Origin of the sequence: Mycolicibacterium elephantis DSM 44368 (assembly GCF_004014805.1) — a bacterium.
Lineage (GTDB): Bacteria > Actinomycetota > Actinomycetes > Mycobacteriales > Mycobacteriaceae > Mycobacterium > Mycobacterium elephantis.
Genome location: NZ_ATDN01000027.1, coordinates 19,182 through 36,894, shown reverse-complemented (window position 1 = coordinate 36,894; position 17,713 = coordinate 19,182). Strand labels below are relative to the sequence as shown.

Genomic DNA, 17,713 nt, shown 5'->3' with positions numbered 1-17,713 from the left:
ATCGCCGCGGCATGTCCGTCAAGTACTCGCTGTGCTCGCGATTTTTGGTGGTCATATGCAGGACGGATAGCGCGCGAGCGCACAGGTGGAAACGGGTACTCTTCCGCTATGTACCAGGACTGGCTGTCCAGCTTCCAGTTCCAATGGACGCCCATCCTCACCTACACCAGGCGGCACCTTGCGCTGCTGGACTGGTTCGAGCAGAACATCGAGCCAGTCGCATTTATCGACCACCCCGACAAGCAGTTGCTGGGGGTTGCGCTTCTTGCTCCTGACCTGCGCATAACGGTCAAGCGAGGAGGGATGACCCTTGAATCTGGCCTTTCTGGTGTCCCCATCGAGAAGCTGATGCCTGCAGTCGAGGGGGTGTTCAAAGTGATGGCACCGTCATCCGTATTGGCGACGCAGTACCTGTCTACGGGAGTGGTCCCGCTAGAGGGCGACGACTACTACGAGCGGTGCGCCCAATTTGGCACGCTCGCATCGGGTGATGTCTTCGGCAGTTCGGCCTTATGGCGAGTCACGGATGGCTCTGCCGTTGTGGATCTCACATCCGAGACCATGAAAGTCCAGGTAGAGTGGGGAATCGTCCAGGATCAGGAGTTGTTGGACAGGCTACGTCATCCCAACATGAGCAGACTTGGAAACAGGATGCCTGTGGATGAACGAGCAAGAATCGCTCATCAGACGAAACCCGGGCGCGATGTCCCGCCTGTCTCGGTGTACGTCGACCAGGTCGGATTCTGGCGAACTGGTGGCAGTGTGGATGATGTATCTGACGTTATGAAACGGGTGACCGAAGCTCAACAAACTGCTAGTAATGTCGCAGAAGAGTTGGCAGGCAAGTTCCGCAGTACAGCACGGGAGGAGGCGAGATAGTTGGTGAGTACGAAATTCCTGGATCGCCGTGCTTTCGGAAACGATTGTGACGACGAGGCGTCAAACGGCGATTGGACTGACCTCGGCTGGACCGTTGTCGCCGCACCTCAGCCCTTGGTCGCTGGCGTCGGGATCGCGGACGTGACCGCGCAGTTCTGGGGCGCCCCCGCACAACATCCTGCGCCCACTCCTGTTATCGGTCGTGGCCAGACGGAGACGGCGGGTGTCTGTGACTACCCGACCGTGATTCGCACGCGCACGCGCACGCGCCCCGCTCGGTAATCCTCGACAGCGGACACGGTGGGGGAATCGCCGCCTGCGGTTGTCGTCTTCGATGTCAACATCTACGTAGACCTCGCCGGGCTCATCACGCAGCCCTTTGAATGGGACAAGCTCGAAGCGGCAGCGGTTGGGCATTGGAACGATGCGCTTCCCCATCCGACCGACGCACGATTCGACAGTCTTCGCGCGGTACTCATGTCCAAGACAGGGCAGGTTGGAGCGAGCGGGTCCAGCGAGCGTCTAGAGGTGTGGACCAGCGAGCACATTGATGACCTCGTGGTCAAGAAGGTCCATGAGAACGCCACCGACGCGGCGGGCAGAGGCTGGACCCAGGCGAACGCCGAGGATCTCTTGGAGAAGCTGGTCTACGACCTGGTGTTCGACTTCACGCATGGCGGTACGGCGGGCAGGGTCATTGATCCGCTCAACCATCCGCCGTTGGACCACGAAGACGGTTGCGTGATGCGCACTGCTGCGTCCTCTGGCGACGTCCTCGAATCGCCGAGGTACTGCGTAACCCGTGACCGCGAATTTCGCGAAGCCTGCCGAGCGGACCAACTCGAACCGAGTGTCCAGGTGCTGTACCCACATGAGTGGGTCACAGCGCTGCGAAATGCACGCAGACCACCCATCCCACGTCCACGGAGCGAATAGGTCAAGTAGGTCGTTGCGCACGCGATGTCCGAATTGCAGGGAGGTGTGCGCAACGGCACAAGCCCGGCAGCGGCGTAGGACGGAATTACGCGATCGCACGGGCAAGCTGGGCTGCAAAGCTCGGTCCGTCGTTGACCAGTGCGTATCCGCCGGCCAATCCGCCTTGGTTACAAAGCATTCGTCGTCGCCCGACGCGCCGGTGCTCCACTACGCCGGTATCGCGGTTGACGCGAGGGACGAGGCGCGTGGCCATGCGCGGCACCACAGCAGTGGGGAAGCGGTCAGCCGAATCCCCGTACACCGCTTGGTTGCGTGACCAGCGCCGCACGATTCGACGAGCTGTGAAGTAGGCGTCCTGGGCGACCTCGACGACAGCAATGGCTTTCTTGAGCCCGTATACACCCCAAAATCGGCCGGGGCCGCGGCCGGGCTGACGCCACGATTCGGGCACAATGTGCTGGTATTCCTTGTCGCCGTGCAGATTTGGTGATGAGTGCTTGGTGAAATAGATGGCTAGCCGTTTGGGGTCGCAGGCTTTCAGTCCGTTGCGGACGTCGATCGCGGTGCCGGCAATTCGATGACGGGCTTTCTGCTTCGGGTCGGGGTGGTCCACGACGTGAGTCCACGTCTCGGAGAGCCACTGGCTGAAACTGCGACCCGAGCGACCCAACGACGTGGGCGGTGCCATCCACAGGTGAATGTGCGGTGCGCCGCGCCGTTGGAATTCCAGTTTCCAGATGTAGCGCGCCGTTTCGCCATACTCGCGTTGAAAACGTTTGCGCCACAACACCATGTGCCGCTTCACACTCGCCCCATCTGGGGCGACGACCTCCCAGTCGCCGGGATAGGTCAGGGTGATCATGGCCGGGACACGACCCGACTCCACCAAGGGGGTGTAGTCGAGTTCGGCGAACGTGCGGCACATCGCCGAACGTGATTTTCGGGACCACTCGGTGATGACACCGCCAGCTGAGTCCGGGTCACCTGCCGTATGACTCCGTCGTGTCGGAGACACGACGGCCTGATCGCCATCCTCGGCATTGAGTGCGAGGTCGTTTCTGACATGCAGCTTCGCATCGTCAACGTCACGTTGGTGATGACCGACGGCCCGTTCTGCGGACTTCTCGGCACGGACGGGATTGGTCCACCCGAGTCGCACGACGCCAGGACCGACAGTGATGCGAAACCGTCCGGATTCGGGTTCGGTGTCTCGGCGCCCAGGCCCACAAGCCCACGGTGCTGCTGGTTCGAACAGTGCCGCAGCCGCGGTGACCGTCTCGGGGCTCGGGAACCGCAGCCCCAACGCGTCGATCGCCCGCAGTTCCCCGGTCGCGATCCCGTCGCCGAGTCGGCCGCGGACATTTTCGGCACATATGACAAGCCCGCCGGCCCTGGCCGGGTCGATGCCGGTGCCCCGGGTGACGTCCAGCCGACCGCTGTCGCTCTCGCGCCCTGCGGCCTCGGCGGCCTCGGGCGCTCGCGACTTCCCGTCAACCGGGGCACCGACAGAACCGCGCCCGAATGACGGGTGTTGTGATGCCGATGTCAGGCCATGCGTCGAGGGTGTCGGGCCGGTTGCTGATGGTGCGATGCTGGGCATCGGGGTGCCTGCTCCCCGGAGCTACCGAGGCTGCCCACGAAGCACGCGGCGGCGCGGAAGCTCCTGGTCGGGAGTGCAAGCACCGTGTCCGGTTTATGTCCGTTCGCCGGACAGGCTGAGTACGTCAGCCCTGCTCAATGCGGCGCATACGACGCAAAGACGCAGATAAACCGCAGGTCAGTGGCTATCTCGTCCGCCTGAAAAGCGGAAGGTCGCCGGTTCGATCCCGGCCCTGGCCACCAGGATGAATAGCGTGACGACGGCCGACTTCCGCCAGCGATTGCTCAACGCCCTTGAAGAGTGCATCGCCGACGTCGGATACCCGAAGACCACCGTGGCCGACATCGTGCGCCGCGCCAAGACCTCGCGGCGCACGTTTTACGAGCACTTCGACAGCAGGGACGCCTGCTTTGTCGCGCTGCTGACGGAGGCCAACGCCGATCAGGTCGCCAAGATCGCCGCCGCTGTCGACGCGGAAGCCCCGTGGCGCACCCAGGTCCGCCAGGCCATCGAGGCGTGGATCGCCTCGGGCGAATCACGTGCGGCGCTGATGCTGAGCTGGATTCGCGACGTACCCTCCCTGGGCAGCGCGGCGCGCGGACTCCAGCGCGAAGCGATGGAGAACTTCATCGCGATGGTGCATGCCCTCGGTGACACCAGTGAGTTCCGGGCCGCGGGCATCGGCCCGGTGTCGCGTCCGCGCATCATCATGCTGTTGGGCGGGCTGCGCGAGCTGGTCGCCATCACCGTGGAGGAAGGCGGCCGCATGACCGATATCGCCGATGAGGCCGTGGAGGCGTCGATCGCGCTTCTGACCCCGCCGGCTGGTTGACGCGACCCGCGGTCTTGTCAACTCCGGTACCAGCCCGTACCTTTGTCTACCTGGGACACCGCACGCAAGGGGGCTACATGGGCAAACGGTACCTGACGATCAGCGGCCGCACCGCCGTCATCACGGGTGCGGCGTCAGGAATCGGCCGTGCCCTGGCGCAACGACTATCCGCGCACGGCTGCCCGGTGGCGATCGCCGACGTCGACGAACAAGGTCTGAAGGAGACCGAGGCGTTGTTGCGCGGCCCCGCGCTGCTGCGGGTGCTCGACGTCCGTGATGCGGCGGCGCAGCGCGACTTCGCCGACCAGGTTCGGCAGTGGGCGCCACAACCGATCGGCGCGGTGTTCAACAACGCCGGGGTCACGGTCGGGTCCGCCGTGCTCGACGCGGTACCCGAGGACGACCAGTGGGTGTGGGACATCAACTTCGGTGGCGTGGTCAACGGGACGCGGGCGTTTCTGCCGATCCTCGTCGACCAGAACGAAGGAGCGATCGTGAACACCTCGAGCGTCTTCGGTCTCGTCGGTATGCCTGGTCAAAGCGCTTACTGTTCATCGAAATTCGCGGTCCGCGGGTTCACCGACGCGCTGCGACAGGAGTTGCGTGGCACCGGTGTCCGCGCGATCACCGTGCACCCCGGCGGCGTCGACACCAACATCGTGCGCAACGCGCGCTACCGCGAAGATCCCGACGGTCGCGGTCGTACCCTGGAACAGATCGCAGAGGACTTCGCGGCCATCACCATGACCAAGCCCGACCAGGCGGCCGAAGTCATCCACCGCGGCGTGGAGGCCGGAAAGGCGCGGATCCTCATCGGACCCGACGCCCGCATGTTCGACCTGCTCGGTCGGTTGGCGCCGACTCGCTACTACGACGTGCTGAAGTGGATCGAGTCCTATCAACGGCGCCGCTCAGCTTCGTAGGGATCACGACGCGGTAGCCCGTGCGTGCTCCAGCAGTGTGGGATCGTGCGCGCACAGCAACAGCAGGTCGGGTTCGTTGCGCCGGTGGAGTTCGGCCAGGTGAGCATGGTTGTCGCGCACGCGTTTCCGGTCGTAGGCGATCATCTTCTCGGAGGCCAGCAGTGCGCGCGGCTCTGCTGAAGCACCGGTGAGGGTGCTGGGATGGTAGAAGGCGTCACCGCAGTGCAACAGCCAGCGACTGCCCGCATCCACGGCGACGCACGCGTGACCGCGGGTATGGCCGGGCAGTGATACCAGCACGATGCCCGGCGAGACTTCGGTGAGCGGCTTGGCCGCGGCGAACCCCCGCCATGCCTCGCCGTCGGGATCGTGCTCGACGATCTTGGGGCCGTGGCTCCACTGGGCGGGCCGGAACCGCAGCCGCTCGCTGCGCGACGGACGATGCATCGCCCCGGCTGCCTCGGCTGCGGTGCAATGGATTTGGGCATCGGGAAAATCGGCGAGTCCGCCGATGTGATCGACGTCGAAATGGGTCACGACGATGTGGCGGACGTCGTCACGGCCGAATCCCAGGCGTTCGATCTGGCGGACGGCGGTTTCGGCGGGGTCCAACGCGGGCCGAAGGATCCGGCGCGGAAGGCCGAGGCGACGGGCCGGATCGTTGCAGTCGGCCAACCCGTATCCGGTGTCGACGAGGACCAACCCGTTGTCGGTCTCCACCAGCAGCACGTGACAGACCAATTCAGGGCCGGCCACCGGGCGCATCGTCCCGCAGTTGAGGTGGTGAACCTTCACAGTTCGCCCGTGCCGACGAGGGACAGCAGTTCGCTTCGTCCGATCTGGCTGACCAAGCTGGCCGAGTCGAAGTAGATGCGTTCGTTGACGATGCGGTCACCGTCGAAGAAGAACACCGCCGCGATCGGCACGCGAAACGCCTTACCGGTCGGTGGCAGGCCGTAGAACTCGCCGAGATTGGTTCCCAGCAAGTCGAATTCGACGATCACGGTGTCGTCGGCGACGTGGTAGCGGACGTTGTCATGACGCTGGTCGGGAAACGCGGTGCGCGTCGTGCGGTAGTACCCCATCACCTCGTCGTCGCCGTCGAAAACCTGGCCGGTGGCCATGATCTCGTAATGGGGATGTCCGTTGAACGTCGCCAGCGTCCGGTCGAACTCCTTGGTCACCTCGGTGTCCATGTGCTCGCGGATCACCTCGAGGCGACGCTGCCGCAGATCGTCGGTCATGGTCGCACCCTACGACCGCGGCCGTACTCAGGCGGGCGACTTGACCTCGGCGGCGGCCAACTGGTGTCGGCGCTGGCGCTCCATGGTGGCGAAGTAGAACGCGTAGGCGAAGACACAGCTGGTGAACAGGCTGGACACGAAGTACAGCCAGGGATGACGAATCCCGCGACGCCGCCCGTCGATGATGGTGAACAGCGGAAGCAGGATCACGTTGATGATCGTGTAGTCCGCGCTCGCCGAACTGGCCGCCGGGTTGGTGTAGCCGAGCGAGATGAACTCCTGCCAGCTGCCCGGCCCCCAGAACGGGTTCGACGCCGCGCTCGCGTACTCGTTGACGAACTGAATGTTGTGGTACCACAACAGCGGAAGCGACGCGAGGCCGACTGCCCAGAAGACGATCTCGACCGCGGAGAACCGCGGCCCGTCGGCGGGCCTGCTGAAGATCTTGGGGTTGGACGCGATGGTGAACCAGACCACCGCCACCCCCAGGACGGCGTGCACAAGAAGCGAAACCATGACGGGGAGTCTCTCACCAAATTCCGAAGTTTTGTCAATATTGACATAAGTCCGGCTGGGGTAACTTACCCGAATGGCCCGGGCCGCCCAGACCGCGCGCAGTGAGCGCACCCGCGAAGCGCTGCGCAAGGCCGCCCTCGTCCGGTTCCTCGCCCAAGGCGTCGAGGACACCTCCGCCGAACAGATCGCCGCTGACGCCGGGGTGTCGCTGCGGACCTTCTACCGCCACTTCGCGTCGAAACACGATCTGCTGTTCGCCGACTACGACGCAGGGCTGCAATGGTTTCGGGCCGCGCTGGCGGAGCGCTCGGCCGACGAACCGCTCATCGAATCCGTTCTCGCGGCGATCATGGCATCGCCGTACGACGACTGGGCGGTGGTGCGCGCCGCGGCCCTGCGCGCCCAAGAACTCGACTCCGGCCGCATTGTGCGGCACATGCGCCAGGTCGAGGCCGAGTTCGCCGACGCCATCGAGGACCACCTCACCCGACACGGCGCGCCGGCGCCCGGCACCGACGAGCGCATGCACATCACCGTCACCGCCCGGTGCATCGCGGCCGCGGTGTTCGGCGCGATGGAGGTCTGGATGCTCGGCTACAGCGGCAGCGAGGACTCGCTACCGGAACTCGCGCGACTGTGCCGGGAGGCGCTGGTAACGCTGCGGTCGGGGATCGGCGACACGATCTGACGCCGATGTTTTGTCAATATTGACAAAACTGTGCCCGCGTGCCAGCCTCGGCGAATGACGGACTTCGACGCGATTGTCATCGGCGCCGGTCACAACGGGCTGACCGCGGCGACACTGCTGCAGAAGGCGGGCAGGCGCACGCTGTGCCTGGACGCCAAGCTCTATGCCGGCGGGATGGCCTCCACCGTCGAACTGTTCGACGGGTTTCAATTCGAGATCGCCGGCTCGGTGCAGATCCCGACCTCGGCGACGGTGAGCCGGGAACTGGGGCTCGACGAACTGCCGACGGTCGACCTCGACGTGATGTCGGTGTCGCTGCGCGGCGTCGGCGACGAGCCGTTCGTCTACTACACCGACCCGATGAAGCTGATGACGCACGTCAACGAGGTGCACGGCGCGGAGGCGGTCAACGGGATGGCCGGGCTGATGGCGTGGTGCCAGGCGCCGACGCGGGCGCTGGGCCGTTTCGACGCCGGCCGGCCGCCCAAGACGCTGGACGAGATGTACGCATGTGCCACAAACGAATTCGAACGATCAGCGATCACGGATCTGCTGTTCGGGTCGGTCACCGATGTGGTGGATCGCTATCTGCCCGACCGCGAGAAGCACGGTGCGCTGCGCGGCATGTTGGCGTTACTGGCGTGCAACACCACCTACCGCGGACCGGCCACCCCCGGCACCGCCGCGGCGCTGGCCTACGGATTCGCCGTGCCCGACGAGAACGCCTTGCTCGTCAAGAAGGTGCGCGGCGGCATCGGGGCGCTCACGCAACATCTGTGCTCGGTCTTCGAGGCCGGCGGCGGTGAGTTGCGGCTGCGCAGCAAGGTCGACGAGATCACCGTCGCCGACGGCCGGGTGCGCGGGGTGCGCCTCGAGGACGGCTCGACGCTGACCGCGCCCGTCGTCGTCTCCGGCATCGCACCGGACTTCACGGTCACCGAGTTGATCGCCCCGGCCGCGGTGCCCGACGATGTGCGGCAACGGTTCTCCCGCATCGACCACCGCGGCAGCTACCTACAGATGCACTTCGCCCTCGACGGTGTCCCGGAGTTCGCGGCGCCCTACGAACTGCTCAACGACCCGGCGATGCAGTCGAACATCGGAATCTTCAGCACGCCGGAGGAACTGCAGCAGCAGTGGGAGGACTGCCGCCGCGGGATCGTGCCTGCCGACCCGGCCATCGCGCTGCAGATCCCGTCGGTCAACGACCCGGGATTGGCGCCTCCGGGGAAACACGCGGCCTCGGCGTTCTCGCTGTGGTTCCCGATCGAGGAGACCCAGTCCAGCTACGGCGACATGAAAGTCGAGATGGGCAGGCGCGTCATCGAGAAGATCACCCGGTTGGCGCCGAACTTCGAAAGCCTCATCCTGCGGCACACCACCTTCACCCCCAAACACATGGGCACCATGTTCGGCGCACCGGGCGGCGACTACTGCCACGGCCTGATTCACCCCGATCAGATCGGCCCCAACCGGCCCGGCCCGAAAGGCTATGTGGACCAACCTATTCCGATCGAGGGACTCTATCTGGGCAGCGCCGGATGCCACGGCGGGCCCGGCATCACCTTCATCCCCGGCTACAACGCCGCCAAACAGGCGCTGGCCGACATGTCCTGAGACTGTTTCCTGACGCGGCCCGCCGGGAATAGCGACAGGCATGGGGATCACCGTGGCCGTCACCGGGCCCACCGGCGAGATCGGCAAGTCGGCGGTGCAGGCCCTCGAGCGCCTCGCCGAGGTGGACGAGATCGTCGGCATGGCGCGGCGGCCCTTCGACCCGGCCGAACACGGCTGGACGAAGACCACCTACCGACAGGGCGACATCCTGGACCGGAAGGCCGTCGACGAGCTGGTCGCAGGCGCCGACGTCGTCGTCCACCTGGCGTTCATCATCATGGGCTCGCGGGAGGAGAGCGCCCGCGTCAACCTCGAAGGCACCCGCAACGTGTTCGAGGCGACGGTGGCCGCCGGGCGCCCGAGGCGCCTGGTCTACACCTCGTCGGTGGCGGCATACGGCTATCACTCCGACAACCCGGTGCCCATCACCGAGGACGTGCCGGCGCGCGGGTCGCCCGAGCACTACTACTCCGAGCAGAAGGCCGCGTGCGAAGCAGCGCTGGCCGAAATCACCGACGGATCGGATCTCGAGGTCTACGTGCTGCGGCCGTGCATCGTCGCGGGGCCGAACGCGCCCGCGCTCGCCGAGGCGATGCCGTGGACGCATCTGCCCGGGCCGGTCAAGCTCCTCAACCGGGTTCTGCCGCTGTTGAAGCCGCCGATCCCAAATCCGGGTATACCGCTGCAACTGGTCCACCACGACGACGTGGCCGCGGCAATCGCCTTGGCGGCCACCACATCCGCGCCGCCGGGCGCGTACAACATCGCCGGTGACGGTGTGGTCTCGGTGGGCGACGTGGTCCGCGAGCTCGGCGCACGGCCGGTGCGGGTGCCCAAGGTCGCGGCGGCGCTGGCGTCAGGGATCGTGGCCCGGCTGCCGTTCGTTCCGTCCGCGCTGGAGTGGCTGCACGTCGGCCGCACGTCGGTGGTGATGGACACCGCCAAGGCGAAGTCGCAGCTGGGCTGGACGCCGAAATACACTACCGCCGAGACCTTGTCGGCGCTGGCGGCGTCGCTTTAGCTCTCGGTGTCCTCGGCGGGCCCGCTCGGGGTGGCGCCGCCTTCGTCGGACCAGTCGGACCGATCCTCAGAACCCTTCGCGGGATCGCTGAGCACGTCGTCGTCGGCGTCCGCCGGGCCTTTGTTCGATTCCACGGTGTCGGGGCTGTCCTTCTTCATGCCCGCGGAGTACCCAAAGTCAGCGCCCGCGACTCTGCAGCCGCTTCATCCAGTCTTCGGGCACCCTGCCGCGCGGTCCGGGGACGGGTTGTTCGGCTGGGTGGCAATCGGGTGGAGCAAGCCGCGGGCCGTCGTAGTAGTCGTCCGTGGCGTAGTTCCAGAACCAGTCCTCGCCGGGTTCGAAAGACCGAATGACCGGATGGCCGGTGTCGCGTCAATGCGCGGTGGCGTGTTGACCCAGCGAGTCCTCACAGCAGCCGATGTGACCGCATGCCGCGCAGCGACGCAGATGCACCCACCAGCCGCCTACGGCGTCGCACTCGACGCAGCCGGTGCCGCTGGGCGGGACGGTCGGGTCCACGGCAGCGTCCACGATTGACGAGCCTACCGACGCGAAGCCCGCAGATGCGACTCCGGTTTCGCGAACTGCACACCAGGGTCGTGATCGACGCCGCAACCACGGCCCTCGTGTACATCTCGCGAGGCGGCGAGGCGCGGCGTGCGAGCCGCGTCAGCGCGCCATCGTCGAGTTCGGCGCGCTCCAGTCGGTGGAGACGAAGCGATGGCGAATCAGCCACTCCCCGTCGACGGGTACGAACTCGTCGCGGTAGCGGCCGAAGTGGTCGAGCCCGATCTCGGTGAAAACGGTGAAATAGCACGCAACTCGCGCCTGTTTCGGCGTCACTTCGGTGAAGCGGATATTGGTCACGTTGTGCCGCACGATGCGTTTCACGCTGGACGCCTCGGCCGCCGCGTTGGGGGCCGCGACGGCGCCGCCGAGGAAGTCGACGATGGCGCGCCGGCCGCGCACCGACTCTGAGCCCCGCAACTCCAGCTCGCCGTCCTCGCAGAACGCGGCCGCGAGGTCGTCGAGCCGCATCGCGTCGCCGGACCAGTTGTACCGGGCTAGCGTGTCTCTGATCCGCTCGCGCGCCACCAATTCCCACATCTCCATGCCCTGACGGTAAGCGCTCCAAAGCCGCCCGGGTAACCGGCGGCGCGATTATCGTCACGCCATGGCTACCAGCGATTCCCGTGAGGTCGTGATCGAGGCGAGTCCCGAGGAGATTCTCGACGTCATCGCCGACGTCGAAGCGACGCCGACGTGGTCCTCGCAGTATCAAGGCGCCGAGGTGCTGGAGTCATACGACGACGGCAGGCCCCGTCGGGTGAAGATGAAGGTCAAGTCCGCGGGCATCACCGACGAACAGGTGGTCGAGTACACCTGGACCGATACCAGCGCCAGTTGGACGCTGATCTCGGCGGGACAGTTGAAGGCTCAGGACGCCAAGTACACGCTGACCCGCGACGGCGACAAGACCAAGGTCCGGTTCGACATCAGCATCGACCTGGCGGTGCCCCTGCCCGGGTTCGTCCTCAAGCGCGCCATCAAGGGCGCCATGGAGACGGCCACCGACGGGCTGCGCAAGCAGGTTCTCAAGGTAAAAAAGGGCGGCTGAAGTCGAGAAATACCGCGTGAAGTGGTTCGGCCGCTTCTAGGCTCGCTGCGTGGAGTTGTCGTGGCCGCTGGTCGGCCGCACGAAGCAGATGCTCGCCATCGAGGCGGCCATCTCGGCACCGGACGTCTCGGGTGTGCTCATCTGCGGACCGGAGGGCGCAGGGAAAAGCCGGATCGCCCGTGAGGCGTTGTCGGCCGCTGCCTCACGCGGATACGAGACGCGCTGGACCGGCGGTGCGGCGTCGGCAAGGGCGATACCGCTCGGTGCCTTCACGGCGTGGGCTCCTTCGGATGTCACCGACACCTTCGCGTTGCTGCGTGGGGTGATCGAATCGCTGACCGCGCCTTCGGACAGCGCCTCGGTGGTTCTGGGGGTCGACGATGTGTACCTGCTCGATGACCTGTCGACCTTTGTCGTGCATCAGATCGTGCAGCGCGACGCGGCGAAAGTGATTTTCACCATTCGAGACGGGGAATCGATTCCACCTGGGATCCAGGAGATATGGACGAAGAACCGGTTCGACCGGATCGATCTGGAACAACTGACGCTCGACGAAACAACCGCGTTGTTGTCGGCGACGCTGACCGGGCCTGTCGATCCCGACTCCGCACAACGACTGTGGCAGCTCACCCGCGGCAATGTGCTGTATCTGAAGAACATCATCGAGCAGGAAGTGGCGGGCGGTCGGCTCGTCCAGGAGAACGAGCGCTGGCGCTGGACCGGTGATCCTGTCATGCCTCCGGGACTGATCGAACTGCTCGAGTCCCGCATCGGAGCCCTTCCCGCTCCGGTCAGCGACGTCATCGACGTCCTCGCTGTCGGGGAGCCACTCGAACTCGCAGCGCTGACACGGATCACCGATGCCGTCGCCGTCGAGGAGGCCGAAACCCGAGGCCTCGTCACCCTCGAGGCCGCAGGCGACGGTATCGAAGCGCGGCTGGCGCATCCGTTGTACGGCGAGGTACGCCGAAGTCGGGCGCCGCTGAGCCGGCTGCGACGGCTACGCGGACTGGTCGCAACGGAACTCGCCGCCTCAACCGATCCTGACGACATCCGGGGCGTCGTGCGTCGCGCGACGTTGAGCCTCGAATCCGACCTCGCTCCGGACACGGAGTTGCTGGTGAAAGCCGCGTACGGTGCTGTGTGGTTGGGGGAATTGGCTTTGGCCGACCGGCTTGCGGAGGCTGCGATCAAGGCGGGGGCGGGTGCTGAACCCAATTTTGTTCGCGCGCACGCCTTGTCGTGGTTGGGCCGCGGCGAGGAGGCAGAGGCGGTGCTCGCCGGAATACGCGCCGATCAGCTCACCGGTCGCGACCGCGCCAAACTGGCGTTCCTGAGGTGCTCGAACACATTGTGGGCGTTGGGCGATCCCGCACGGGCCAAGGAGCTGATCGATGAGGCCGCTGGTAGCGCACTTGCCGATGCGCGCGCCTACGTCGACGCCTTCGTCACGGTCTACTGGTTTGCGATGGATCAGCCGGCCAAGGCGATAGAAGTATCCAAACAGCTTGCGCTGGAGGATATCCCCGTTGTCGGTGCCGAAGTGTCGTGGGTCTTGACACAGATATCGGCCGACGCGGGTCGTGCCGACGAGGCCGTTGCGACTGCAGAAGCAGGCCATGACGTCGCCGCTCGGACGCTGGATGCCCCGCACATGAGGTTCAACATCGCCGACGCCGAAGTCAGTGCGCTGTTGCTGGCCGGCGACGTGGAGCGAACGCGTGAGGTGGCTGAACGTGCCCGTCAGCAGGCGGCGGACCTGCCAGGGGCCGCGCAACTGCTCGGCGCCGCGATCGCCGGACGCGCCGCGCTCGGCGCGGGGGATCTGTCGAGCGCCTGTTCGTTGCTGGAGTGCGCGGTCGACGGACTGTCGGTGTCGCATCCGCTCGGTTGGGGTTACCGATACCTCTTCCCGCACGCGACCGCGTTGGCGATGCGCGGAGCGACGGCGGAGGCGGCAGCCGCGCTTGCTACGGCGGAGAAGGTGCAACGCCGGTTCCGGCCGCTGGACTTCGAGCGAAGTCTCGCGCGGGCGTGGGTAGCCGCGGGTCAGGGGGCCGTCAGCGAGGCGATCGCCGATATGCGCGCAGCGGCCGAACGATGCTCGGCGAAAGGACAGTTCGGAGCCGAGGTGCTGTGTCTGCAGACCGCGGTGCAGTTCGGAGATCGAACGTGCGCCGCGCGCTTGCAGGAGCTCGAGTCGGTGGTCGACGGGCCCAGGGTCGGGCTGGCGGCACGGTTCGCCGCGGCCTTGAGCGACGGCGACGCGGGTCAATTGGCTTCGTTGGTAGAGGATTTCGAGAGCATGGGTGACCGGGTCGCGGCGGTTGACGCGGCCGCCCACGCCGCGCTGGTGTACCGCCGCCACGACAAGCGCGGATCCGCGCTTGGCTGCTCGGCGCGAGCGGAAGCACTGGCAGCACAGTGTGGCATCAGAACCCCTGCGCTGCGCCAGGCCTCAGAGGCGCTGCCGCTGACCGATCGAGAAGCGGAGATCGTGATGCTTGTCGGTGAGGGACTGTCCAATCGGGCGATCGCCGAACGGCTGACGCTATCCGTGCGCACCGTCGAGAGCCATATCTACCGGGCCATGATGAAGACCGGGACGACCAGCCGCGACGAACTGGCCAACATTCTGCCGCGTCGCAATCTCAACGGGCGCTAGACAATCCGCAGCACTGTCACCTATCTGGTGCCCACCGGCTTCAGTAGCGCACCACTGAGAATCTCGCCGGACCGACCGGCGACCACCTACGCGAAAACGTGGGCTACCCGATGGTTTCGGCCATCGACTCGGCCCAGGCGATATGGCCGTCGAAGCCGAGCTCCTCGGCCATCGCGCGATAGCGGTCGCGAAGGTGCGCGTAACCATCGAGGTCGCCGGCCGCGCGCGCCAGCAGAGCCCGTAACCGAAGGAGCCAGATGTCGCGCACCGCAGTGCCGTCGTCGGTGGGAGCCTGCGCCAGCCGCTCGACGGCTGCCGTCGCCTCGGTTACGTCGCCCTCGGCGTTCCGGTCGAGCAGGGTCTCCACCAGCAGGGCCGTCGCGGTTACGGTCCAACACAGCAGCCGCCCCTCGCGGAACAGTTCGTCAACGGCGGCACGGATGCGCGGGATTGCGTCGTCGGGGTTACCCTGCCGAGCCGTCTCGCGTGCCACGTAGGCGGTGAGGATCGGCAGCTCTGCCTGATTGTGTTCGCGCCGCACGAAGACGTCGCTCATGTCGGTGAGCAGTCGTTGGCCGCGGTCGCGTTCGGTCGCGGTGTGGCGATGTACCAACGCCAGGCCCAGCGTCGTTCGCGCATTCGCCACCCGCCAGCGGAGACCCCACCATGAGGTTGCCCTTGGAGGGGTCGTCTCCGGCGAGGTCGATGACGGTCTGGGACCATCGCAGCACGTCGGCCCACTCCGCACTTTCGATCTTGGCGTAGATGACTGGCAGGGAAAACCCCACCGTCAGGTCGGGGTCGCCGATCGACTCCGCAAGCGCCATGGCTTCCGAAGCCAGTTGCGAGGCCTCGCGGATGCGGGCGTGGTAGGTGTGATCCATCACCAAACCCGCCATCGCGATGGCCAACGACGCCTTGTCTCCGGCAGCGGTGCACAGGTCGCGTAGTTCATCGAAGCTGGCCGCGGCGATTTCCATGTGGACCCGCCATGCGGTGCCGCACAACGTGGTTCGAGGAGCGAACCGCATCGACAGTTGCTCAGGGTCGTCAGCGGGCAGCGCATCGGCGATCTGGCGTGCTCGCTCCCAACTCACCCGCGCGGCGGCGACGTCGCGGTTCGTCGACCAGGCGCCGGCACGCATGTGCCAGTGATACGCGGCGTGCAGTTCGCCGGCGGAGTGCAGATGCTCGGCGATCAGCGCCGCGTTGTCTTCCACCGAATCCGGTTCGGACTCTTGGATTGCGGTGGCCAGACGCCGGTGCCACTCTGAGCGGTCCGATTTCAGTTGTGATTCGTAGGCCACCGCGCGGATCAACGGGTGGCGGAAGGCGTACTCCGCATGGGGCGTGAACCTCACCTGATCGATGAGCTCCGCGCTTAGCAGTTCGTCGATCACCGGGTTGATGCCCAGCGCCGCAAGCCACTTCGCCTCGAACCGTGCCCCGATCACCGATGCCGCGTGCAGAGTGCGCTTGGCAGCGACGGCGAGCCGATCGATGCGTGCCTCGATGGTCGACTGCACGGTCGGGGGCACCGCGACATCGGCGGCGTCCGCGTGACAGATGTACTTTCCGGTTTCGCCGGCCAGCACGCCGCGTTGACCCAATTCACGCACCATCTCCTCGGCGAAGAACGGGTTGCCCCCGGCCCGCTCGGCGATGACCGATGCCAGTCCGCTCACTGAATGATCAGACCCCAGCAGCTGTCCGAGCATCGCCTCGGTATCCGAATCAGCCAGTGGGGCAAGCGCTATCGTCTGGGCACCGTGCACTTGCGTGAGCTTTCCCTGGTACTCGGGCCGAGAGGTGATCAGCACCATCGAGGAGGTTCGCGGAATGACGCTGAGCAAGTCGGCCAGCATCGACTCGCTGATGGTGTCCATCCAGTGCGCGTCCTCGATGACGTAGAGCGTCGGTTCGGTGCCCGTCAACGCCGTGGTGTTGATCAGTGCGGTCAGCCGGCGCCGTCGCGCGTCCGGGTCGATCAAGGGCCGCGGCACCTCGCGGTCGGCGATGCCGAGCAAGTCTTCGAGCAGCAGGAGATCCTCGGGGTCGGCGTCGGGCAACCGGGTTTGAAGCCGGGTGCGGGCGGCGGCGTCGTCAAGTCCGGCGACACCGCTGGTCTCGCGCAACAGGCGGGCCACGGCATAGAAGGGGACGTCGCTGGCGTGGGATTCGCAGAATGCCCAGTACACCTGGACTCCGCGACCGGCCGCACGCGCTGCGGTCTCGCGCGCCACCCGGCTTTTGCCGATGCCGGCGGGGCCCACCACGCTCACCACGCCCCCGCGGCCATCGATGGTGCAGCCCAGAAGCGCGTCGAGGGCCGCCATCTCCCAGCTGCGGCCGACCAGACCCACTTCGGCGCGGCCGACCAGGCGGTCCCGCAAGCTCAGTTCCAGAAGCCGTCGCGCCCGCACGGGTTCCTCGGCCCCTTTGATGCGCACGAACTCCGGGTCGGCAAGCACCACCAGATGCTCGACCAACCGTGCCGTCGACTCCGAGAGCATCACCCCGCCGGCGGGCGCCACCGACTCCATCCGCTGGGCGAAGCCGATCGGTTCACCGGTCGCGGCGTAACCCAACGCACCCGAGCCGATCTCCCCGGCGATCACCTGCCCGGAGTTCAACCCCACCCGCAACCGCAGCGCGACACCGTCGCGGCGCTGCACGTCGGCCGCCAGCCGGTTCGTCTCCTCCTGAATGGCGAGCGCGGCTACGCATGCGCGAAAAGCATGGTCCTCCAACGCGATCGGGGCGCCGAAGATCGCCATCACACCGTCCCCGGTGTATTCCACGCTGCCGCCGTAACGACGCACCACGGTCGCCGCCCGGTCCACCAGTTCGGTCATGATCTCGCGCAGCCGTTCGAGATCCAGCGCGGCGGCGATGTCCATCGACCGTACGACATCGGCGAACAGAATCGTCACCTGCTTGTATTCCGCCGGGTCGCGTGAGGCGGCCAGCGGCGCCCCACACCGGTCGCAGAACCGGGCGCCCACATGAGGCGCAGCTCCACAGGACCGGCAAACCTCCGTCCCCGGCGTCGCTTCGTTCTCCGCTGCCGCGGCGGCCTCAACTGGCTGGTTGATCGACCAAGCGTATGACCTCGAGAGCCGGGAAGTGACCATATTGGCGTCGACGTCAACCGTTCGGGCTACGTTGCTTTCG

General features: G+C 66.2%; 15 protein-coding genes, 1 tRNA gene and 2 pseudogenes. 10 read left to right on the top strand and 8 right to left on the bottom strand.

The genetic code is table 11. The features are described 5' to 3' along the window. Nucleotides 1-108: 108 nt before the first annotated feature. Nucleotides 109-879, top strand: a complete 771-nt coding sequence (locus MELE44368_RS18340) for a hypothetical protein (RefSeq protein ID WP_128109805.1) — start codon at nucleotides 109-111, stop codon at nucleotides 877-879. 300 nt (nucleotides 880-1,179) lie between these two features. Continuing rightward, complete coding sequence (locus MELE44368_RS18335; protein WP_128109804.1) at nucleotides 1,180-1,815, top strand: hypothetical protein; 636 nt, start codon at nucleotides 1,180-1,182, stop codon at nucleotides 1,813-1,815. Nucleotides 1,816-1,900: 85 nt separating this feature from the next. Here MELE44368_RS18335 and MELE44368_RS18330 read toward each other — a convergent pair whose 3' ends face one another. Beyond that, nucleotides 1,901-3,415 (bottom strand): rolling circle replication-associated protein, encoded by a 1,515-nt coding sequence (locus tag MELE44368_RS18330; protein ID WP_128109803.1) that lies wholly within the window; start codon nucleotides 3,413-3,415, stop codon nucleotides 1,901-1,903. 174 nt (nucleotides 3,416-3,589) lie between these two features. Between MELE44368_RS18330 and MELE44368_RS26710 the strand changes: the two genes are divergently transcribed. From MELE44368_RS26710 to MELE44368_RS18320, 3 genes are all read left to right on the top strand, one after another. Next, nucleotides 3,590-3,657 (top strand) — tRNA-Phe (locus tag MELE44368_RS26710). Between the two features lie 2 nt (nucleotides 3,658-3,659). Continuing rightward, on the top strand, nucleotides 3,660-4,247 hold the full coding sequence (locus MELE44368_RS18325; RefSeq protein ID WP_206613801.1) for a TetR/AcrR family transcriptional regulator: 588 nt from the start codon (nucleotides 3,660-3,662) through the stop codon (nucleotides 4,245-4,247). 77 nt (nucleotides 4,248-4,324) lie between these two features. After that, on the top strand, nucleotides 4,325-5,170 hold the full coding sequence (locus MELE44368_RS18320) for an SDR family NAD(P)-dependent oxidoreductase (protein ID WP_128109801.1): 846 nt from the start codon (nucleotides 4,325-4,327) through the stop codon (nucleotides 5,168-5,170). 3 nt (nucleotides 5,171-5,173) lie between these two features. Here MELE44368_RS18320 and MELE44368_RS18315 read toward each other — a convergent pair whose 3' ends face one another. From MELE44368_RS18315 to MELE44368_RS18305, 3 genes are read right to left on the bottom strand one after another with little or no spacing between them, the layout of a single operon-like run. Then, complete coding sequence (locus MELE44368_RS18315; RefSeq protein WP_128109800.1) at nucleotides 5,174-5,965, bottom strand: MBL fold metallo-hydrolase; 792 nt, start codon at nucleotides 5,963-5,965, stop codon at nucleotides 5,174-5,176. Next, complete coding sequence (locus MELE44368_RS18310; RefSeq protein WP_064930669.1) at nucleotides 5,962-6,414, bottom strand: ester cyclase; 453 nt, start codon at nucleotides 6,412-6,414, stop codon at nucleotides 5,962-5,964. The genes MELE44368_RS18315 and MELE44368_RS18310 overlap by 4 nt, the downstream gene beginning before the upstream one ends. Nucleotides 6,415-6,441: 27 nt before the next feature. Next, on the bottom strand, nucleotides 6,442-6,930 hold the full coding sequence (locus tag MELE44368_RS18305; RefSeq protein ID WP_128109799.1) for a DUF2834 domain-containing protein: 489 nt from the start codon (nucleotides 6,928-6,930) through the stop codon (nucleotides 6,442-6,444). A gap of 73 nt (nucleotides 6,931-7,003) precedes the next feature. Here MELE44368_RS18305 and MELE44368_RS18300 point away from each other — a divergent pair, with 73 nt between their 5' ends. Genes MELE44368_RS18300 through MELE44368_RS18290 form a run of 3 tightly spaced genes read left to right on the top strand, consistent with a single transcriptional unit; the run spans nucleotide 7,004 to nucleotide 10,256 of the window. Then, on the top strand, nucleotides 7,004-7,618 hold the full coding sequence (locus MELE44368_RS18300; protein ID WP_128109798.1) for a TetR/AcrR family transcriptional regulator: 615 nt from the start codon (nucleotides 7,004-7,006) through the stop codon (nucleotides 7,616-7,618). A 54-nt stretch (nucleotides 7,619-7,672) separates the two neighbouring features. Continuing rightward, nucleotides 7,673-9,235, top strand: coding sequence for a phytoene desaturase family protein (locus MELE44368_RS18295; protein ID WP_128109797.1), 1,563 nt, complete (start codon nucleotides 7,673-7,675; stop codon nucleotides 9,233-9,235). 40 nt (nucleotides 9,236-9,275) lie between these two features. After that, entirely contained in the window at nucleotides 9,276-10,256 is a 981-nt protein-coding gene (locus tag MELE44368_RS18290; protein WP_128109796.1) for an NAD-dependent epimerase/dehydratase family protein, read from the top strand. Here the strand turns inward: MELE44368_RS18290 and MELE44368_RS26705 are convergent. The 3 genes and pseudogenes from MELE44368_RS26705 to MELE44368_RS18280 all read right to left on the bottom strand — a co-directional run bounded on the left by MELE44368_RS26705 (nucleotide 10,253) and on the right by MELE44368_RS18280 (nucleotide 11,369). Continuing rightward, a complete protein-coding gene (locus MELE44368_RS26705) occupies nucleotides 10,253-10,414 on the bottom strand; it encodes a hypothetical protein (RefSeq protein WP_164890149.1) in 162 nt (53 codons plus the stop codon). The genes MELE44368_RS18290 and MELE44368_RS26705 overlap by 4 nt on opposite strands. Before the next feature lie 19 nt (nucleotides 10,415-10,433). Next, nucleotides 10,434-10,787 (bottom strand): annotated as a pseudogene (locus MELE44368_RS18285) (UBP-type zinc finger domain-containing protein). Between the two features lie 138 nt (nucleotides 10,788-10,925). Continuing rightward, nucleotides 10,926-11,369, bottom strand: a complete 444-nt coding sequence (locus MELE44368_RS18280; RefSeq protein WP_128109795.1) for a nuclear transport factor 2 family protein — start codon at nucleotides 11,367-11,369, stop codon at nucleotides 10,926-10,928. A 61-nt stretch (nucleotides 11,370-11,430) separates the two neighbouring features. On the opposite strand from MELE44368_RS18280, the gene MELE44368_RS18275 reads away from it, so the two are divergent. Together MELE44368_RS18275 and MELE44368_RS18270 are read left to right on the top strand one after the other, a co-directional pair. Continuing rightward, nucleotides 11,431-11,874, top strand: coding sequence for an SRPBCC family protein (locus tag MELE44368_RS18275; protein WP_128109794.1), 444 nt, complete (start codon nucleotides 11,431-11,433; stop codon nucleotides 11,872-11,874). Nucleotides 11,875-11,962: 88 nt separating this feature from the next. After that, complete coding sequence (locus tag MELE44368_RS18270) at nucleotides 11,963-14,539, top strand: helix-turn-helix transcriptional regulator (protein ID WP_206613804.1); 2,577 nt, start codon at nucleotides 11,963-11,965, stop codon at nucleotides 14,537-14,539. A gap of 103 nt (nucleotides 14,540-14,642) precedes the next feature. Here the strand turns inward: MELE44368_RS18270 and MELE44368_RS18265 are convergent. Beyond that, nucleotides 14,643-17,673: pseudogene (locus MELE44368_RS18265) on the bottom strand (ATP-binding protein). Nucleotides 17,674-17,713 lie beyond the last annotated feature (40 nt).

Bases quoted from the DNA above. Each gene is read 5' to 3' on its own strand.
- MELE44368_RS18295 (WP_128109797.1), top strand. From the start codon at position 7,673: ATGACGGACTTCGACGCGATTGTCATCGGCGCCGGTCACAACGGGCTG.
- MELE44368_RS18290 (WP_128109796.1), top strand. From the start codon at position 9,276: ATGGGGATCACCGTGGCCGTCACCGGGCCCACCGGCGAGATCGGCAAG.
- MELE44368_RS18305 (WP_128109799.1), bottom strand. From the start codon at position 6,930: ATGGTTTCGCTTCTTGTGCACGCCGTCCTGGGGGTGGCGGTGGTCTGG.
- MELE44368_RS18340 (WP_128109805.1), top strand. From the start codon at position 109: ATGTACCAGGACTGGCTGTCCAGCTTCCAGTTCCAATGGACGCCCATC.
- MELE44368_RS26705 (WP_164890149.1), bottom strand. From the start codon at position 10,414: ATGAAGAAGGACAGCCCCGACACCGTGGAATCGAACAAAGGCCCGGCG.
- MELE44368_RS18280 (WP_128109795.1), bottom strand. From the start codon at position 11,369: ATGGAGATGTGGGAATTGGTGGCGCGCGAGCGGATCAGAGACACGCTA.
- MELE44368_RS18270 (WP_206613804.1), top strand. From the start codon at position 11,963: ATGCTCGCCATCGAGGCGGCCATCTCGGCACCGGACGTCTCGGGTGTG.
- MELE44368_RS18320 (WP_128109801.1), top strand. From the start codon at position 4,325: ATGGGCAAACGGTACCTGACGATCAGCGGCCGCACCGCCGTCATCACG.
- MELE44368_RS18310 (WP_064930669.1), bottom strand. From the start codon at position 6,414: ATGACCGACGATCTGCGGCAGCGTCGCCTCGAGGTGATCCGCGAGCAC.
- MELE44368_RS18325 (WP_206613801.1), top strand. From the start codon at position 3,660: ATGAATAGCGTGACGACGGCCGACTTCCGCCAGCGATTGCTCAACGCC.
- MELE44368_RS18330 (WP_128109803.1), bottom strand. From the start codon at position 3,415: ATGCCCAGCATCGCACCATCAGCAACCGGCCCGACACCCTCGACGCAT.
- MELE44368_RS18275 (WP_128109794.1), top strand. From the start codon at position 11,431: ATGGCTACCAGCGATTCCCGTGAGGTCGTGATCGAGGCGAGTCCCGAG.
- MELE44368_RS18300 (WP_128109798.1), top strand. From the start codon at position 7,004: ATGGCCCGGGCCGCCCAGACCGCGCGCAGTGAGCGCACCCGCGAAGCG.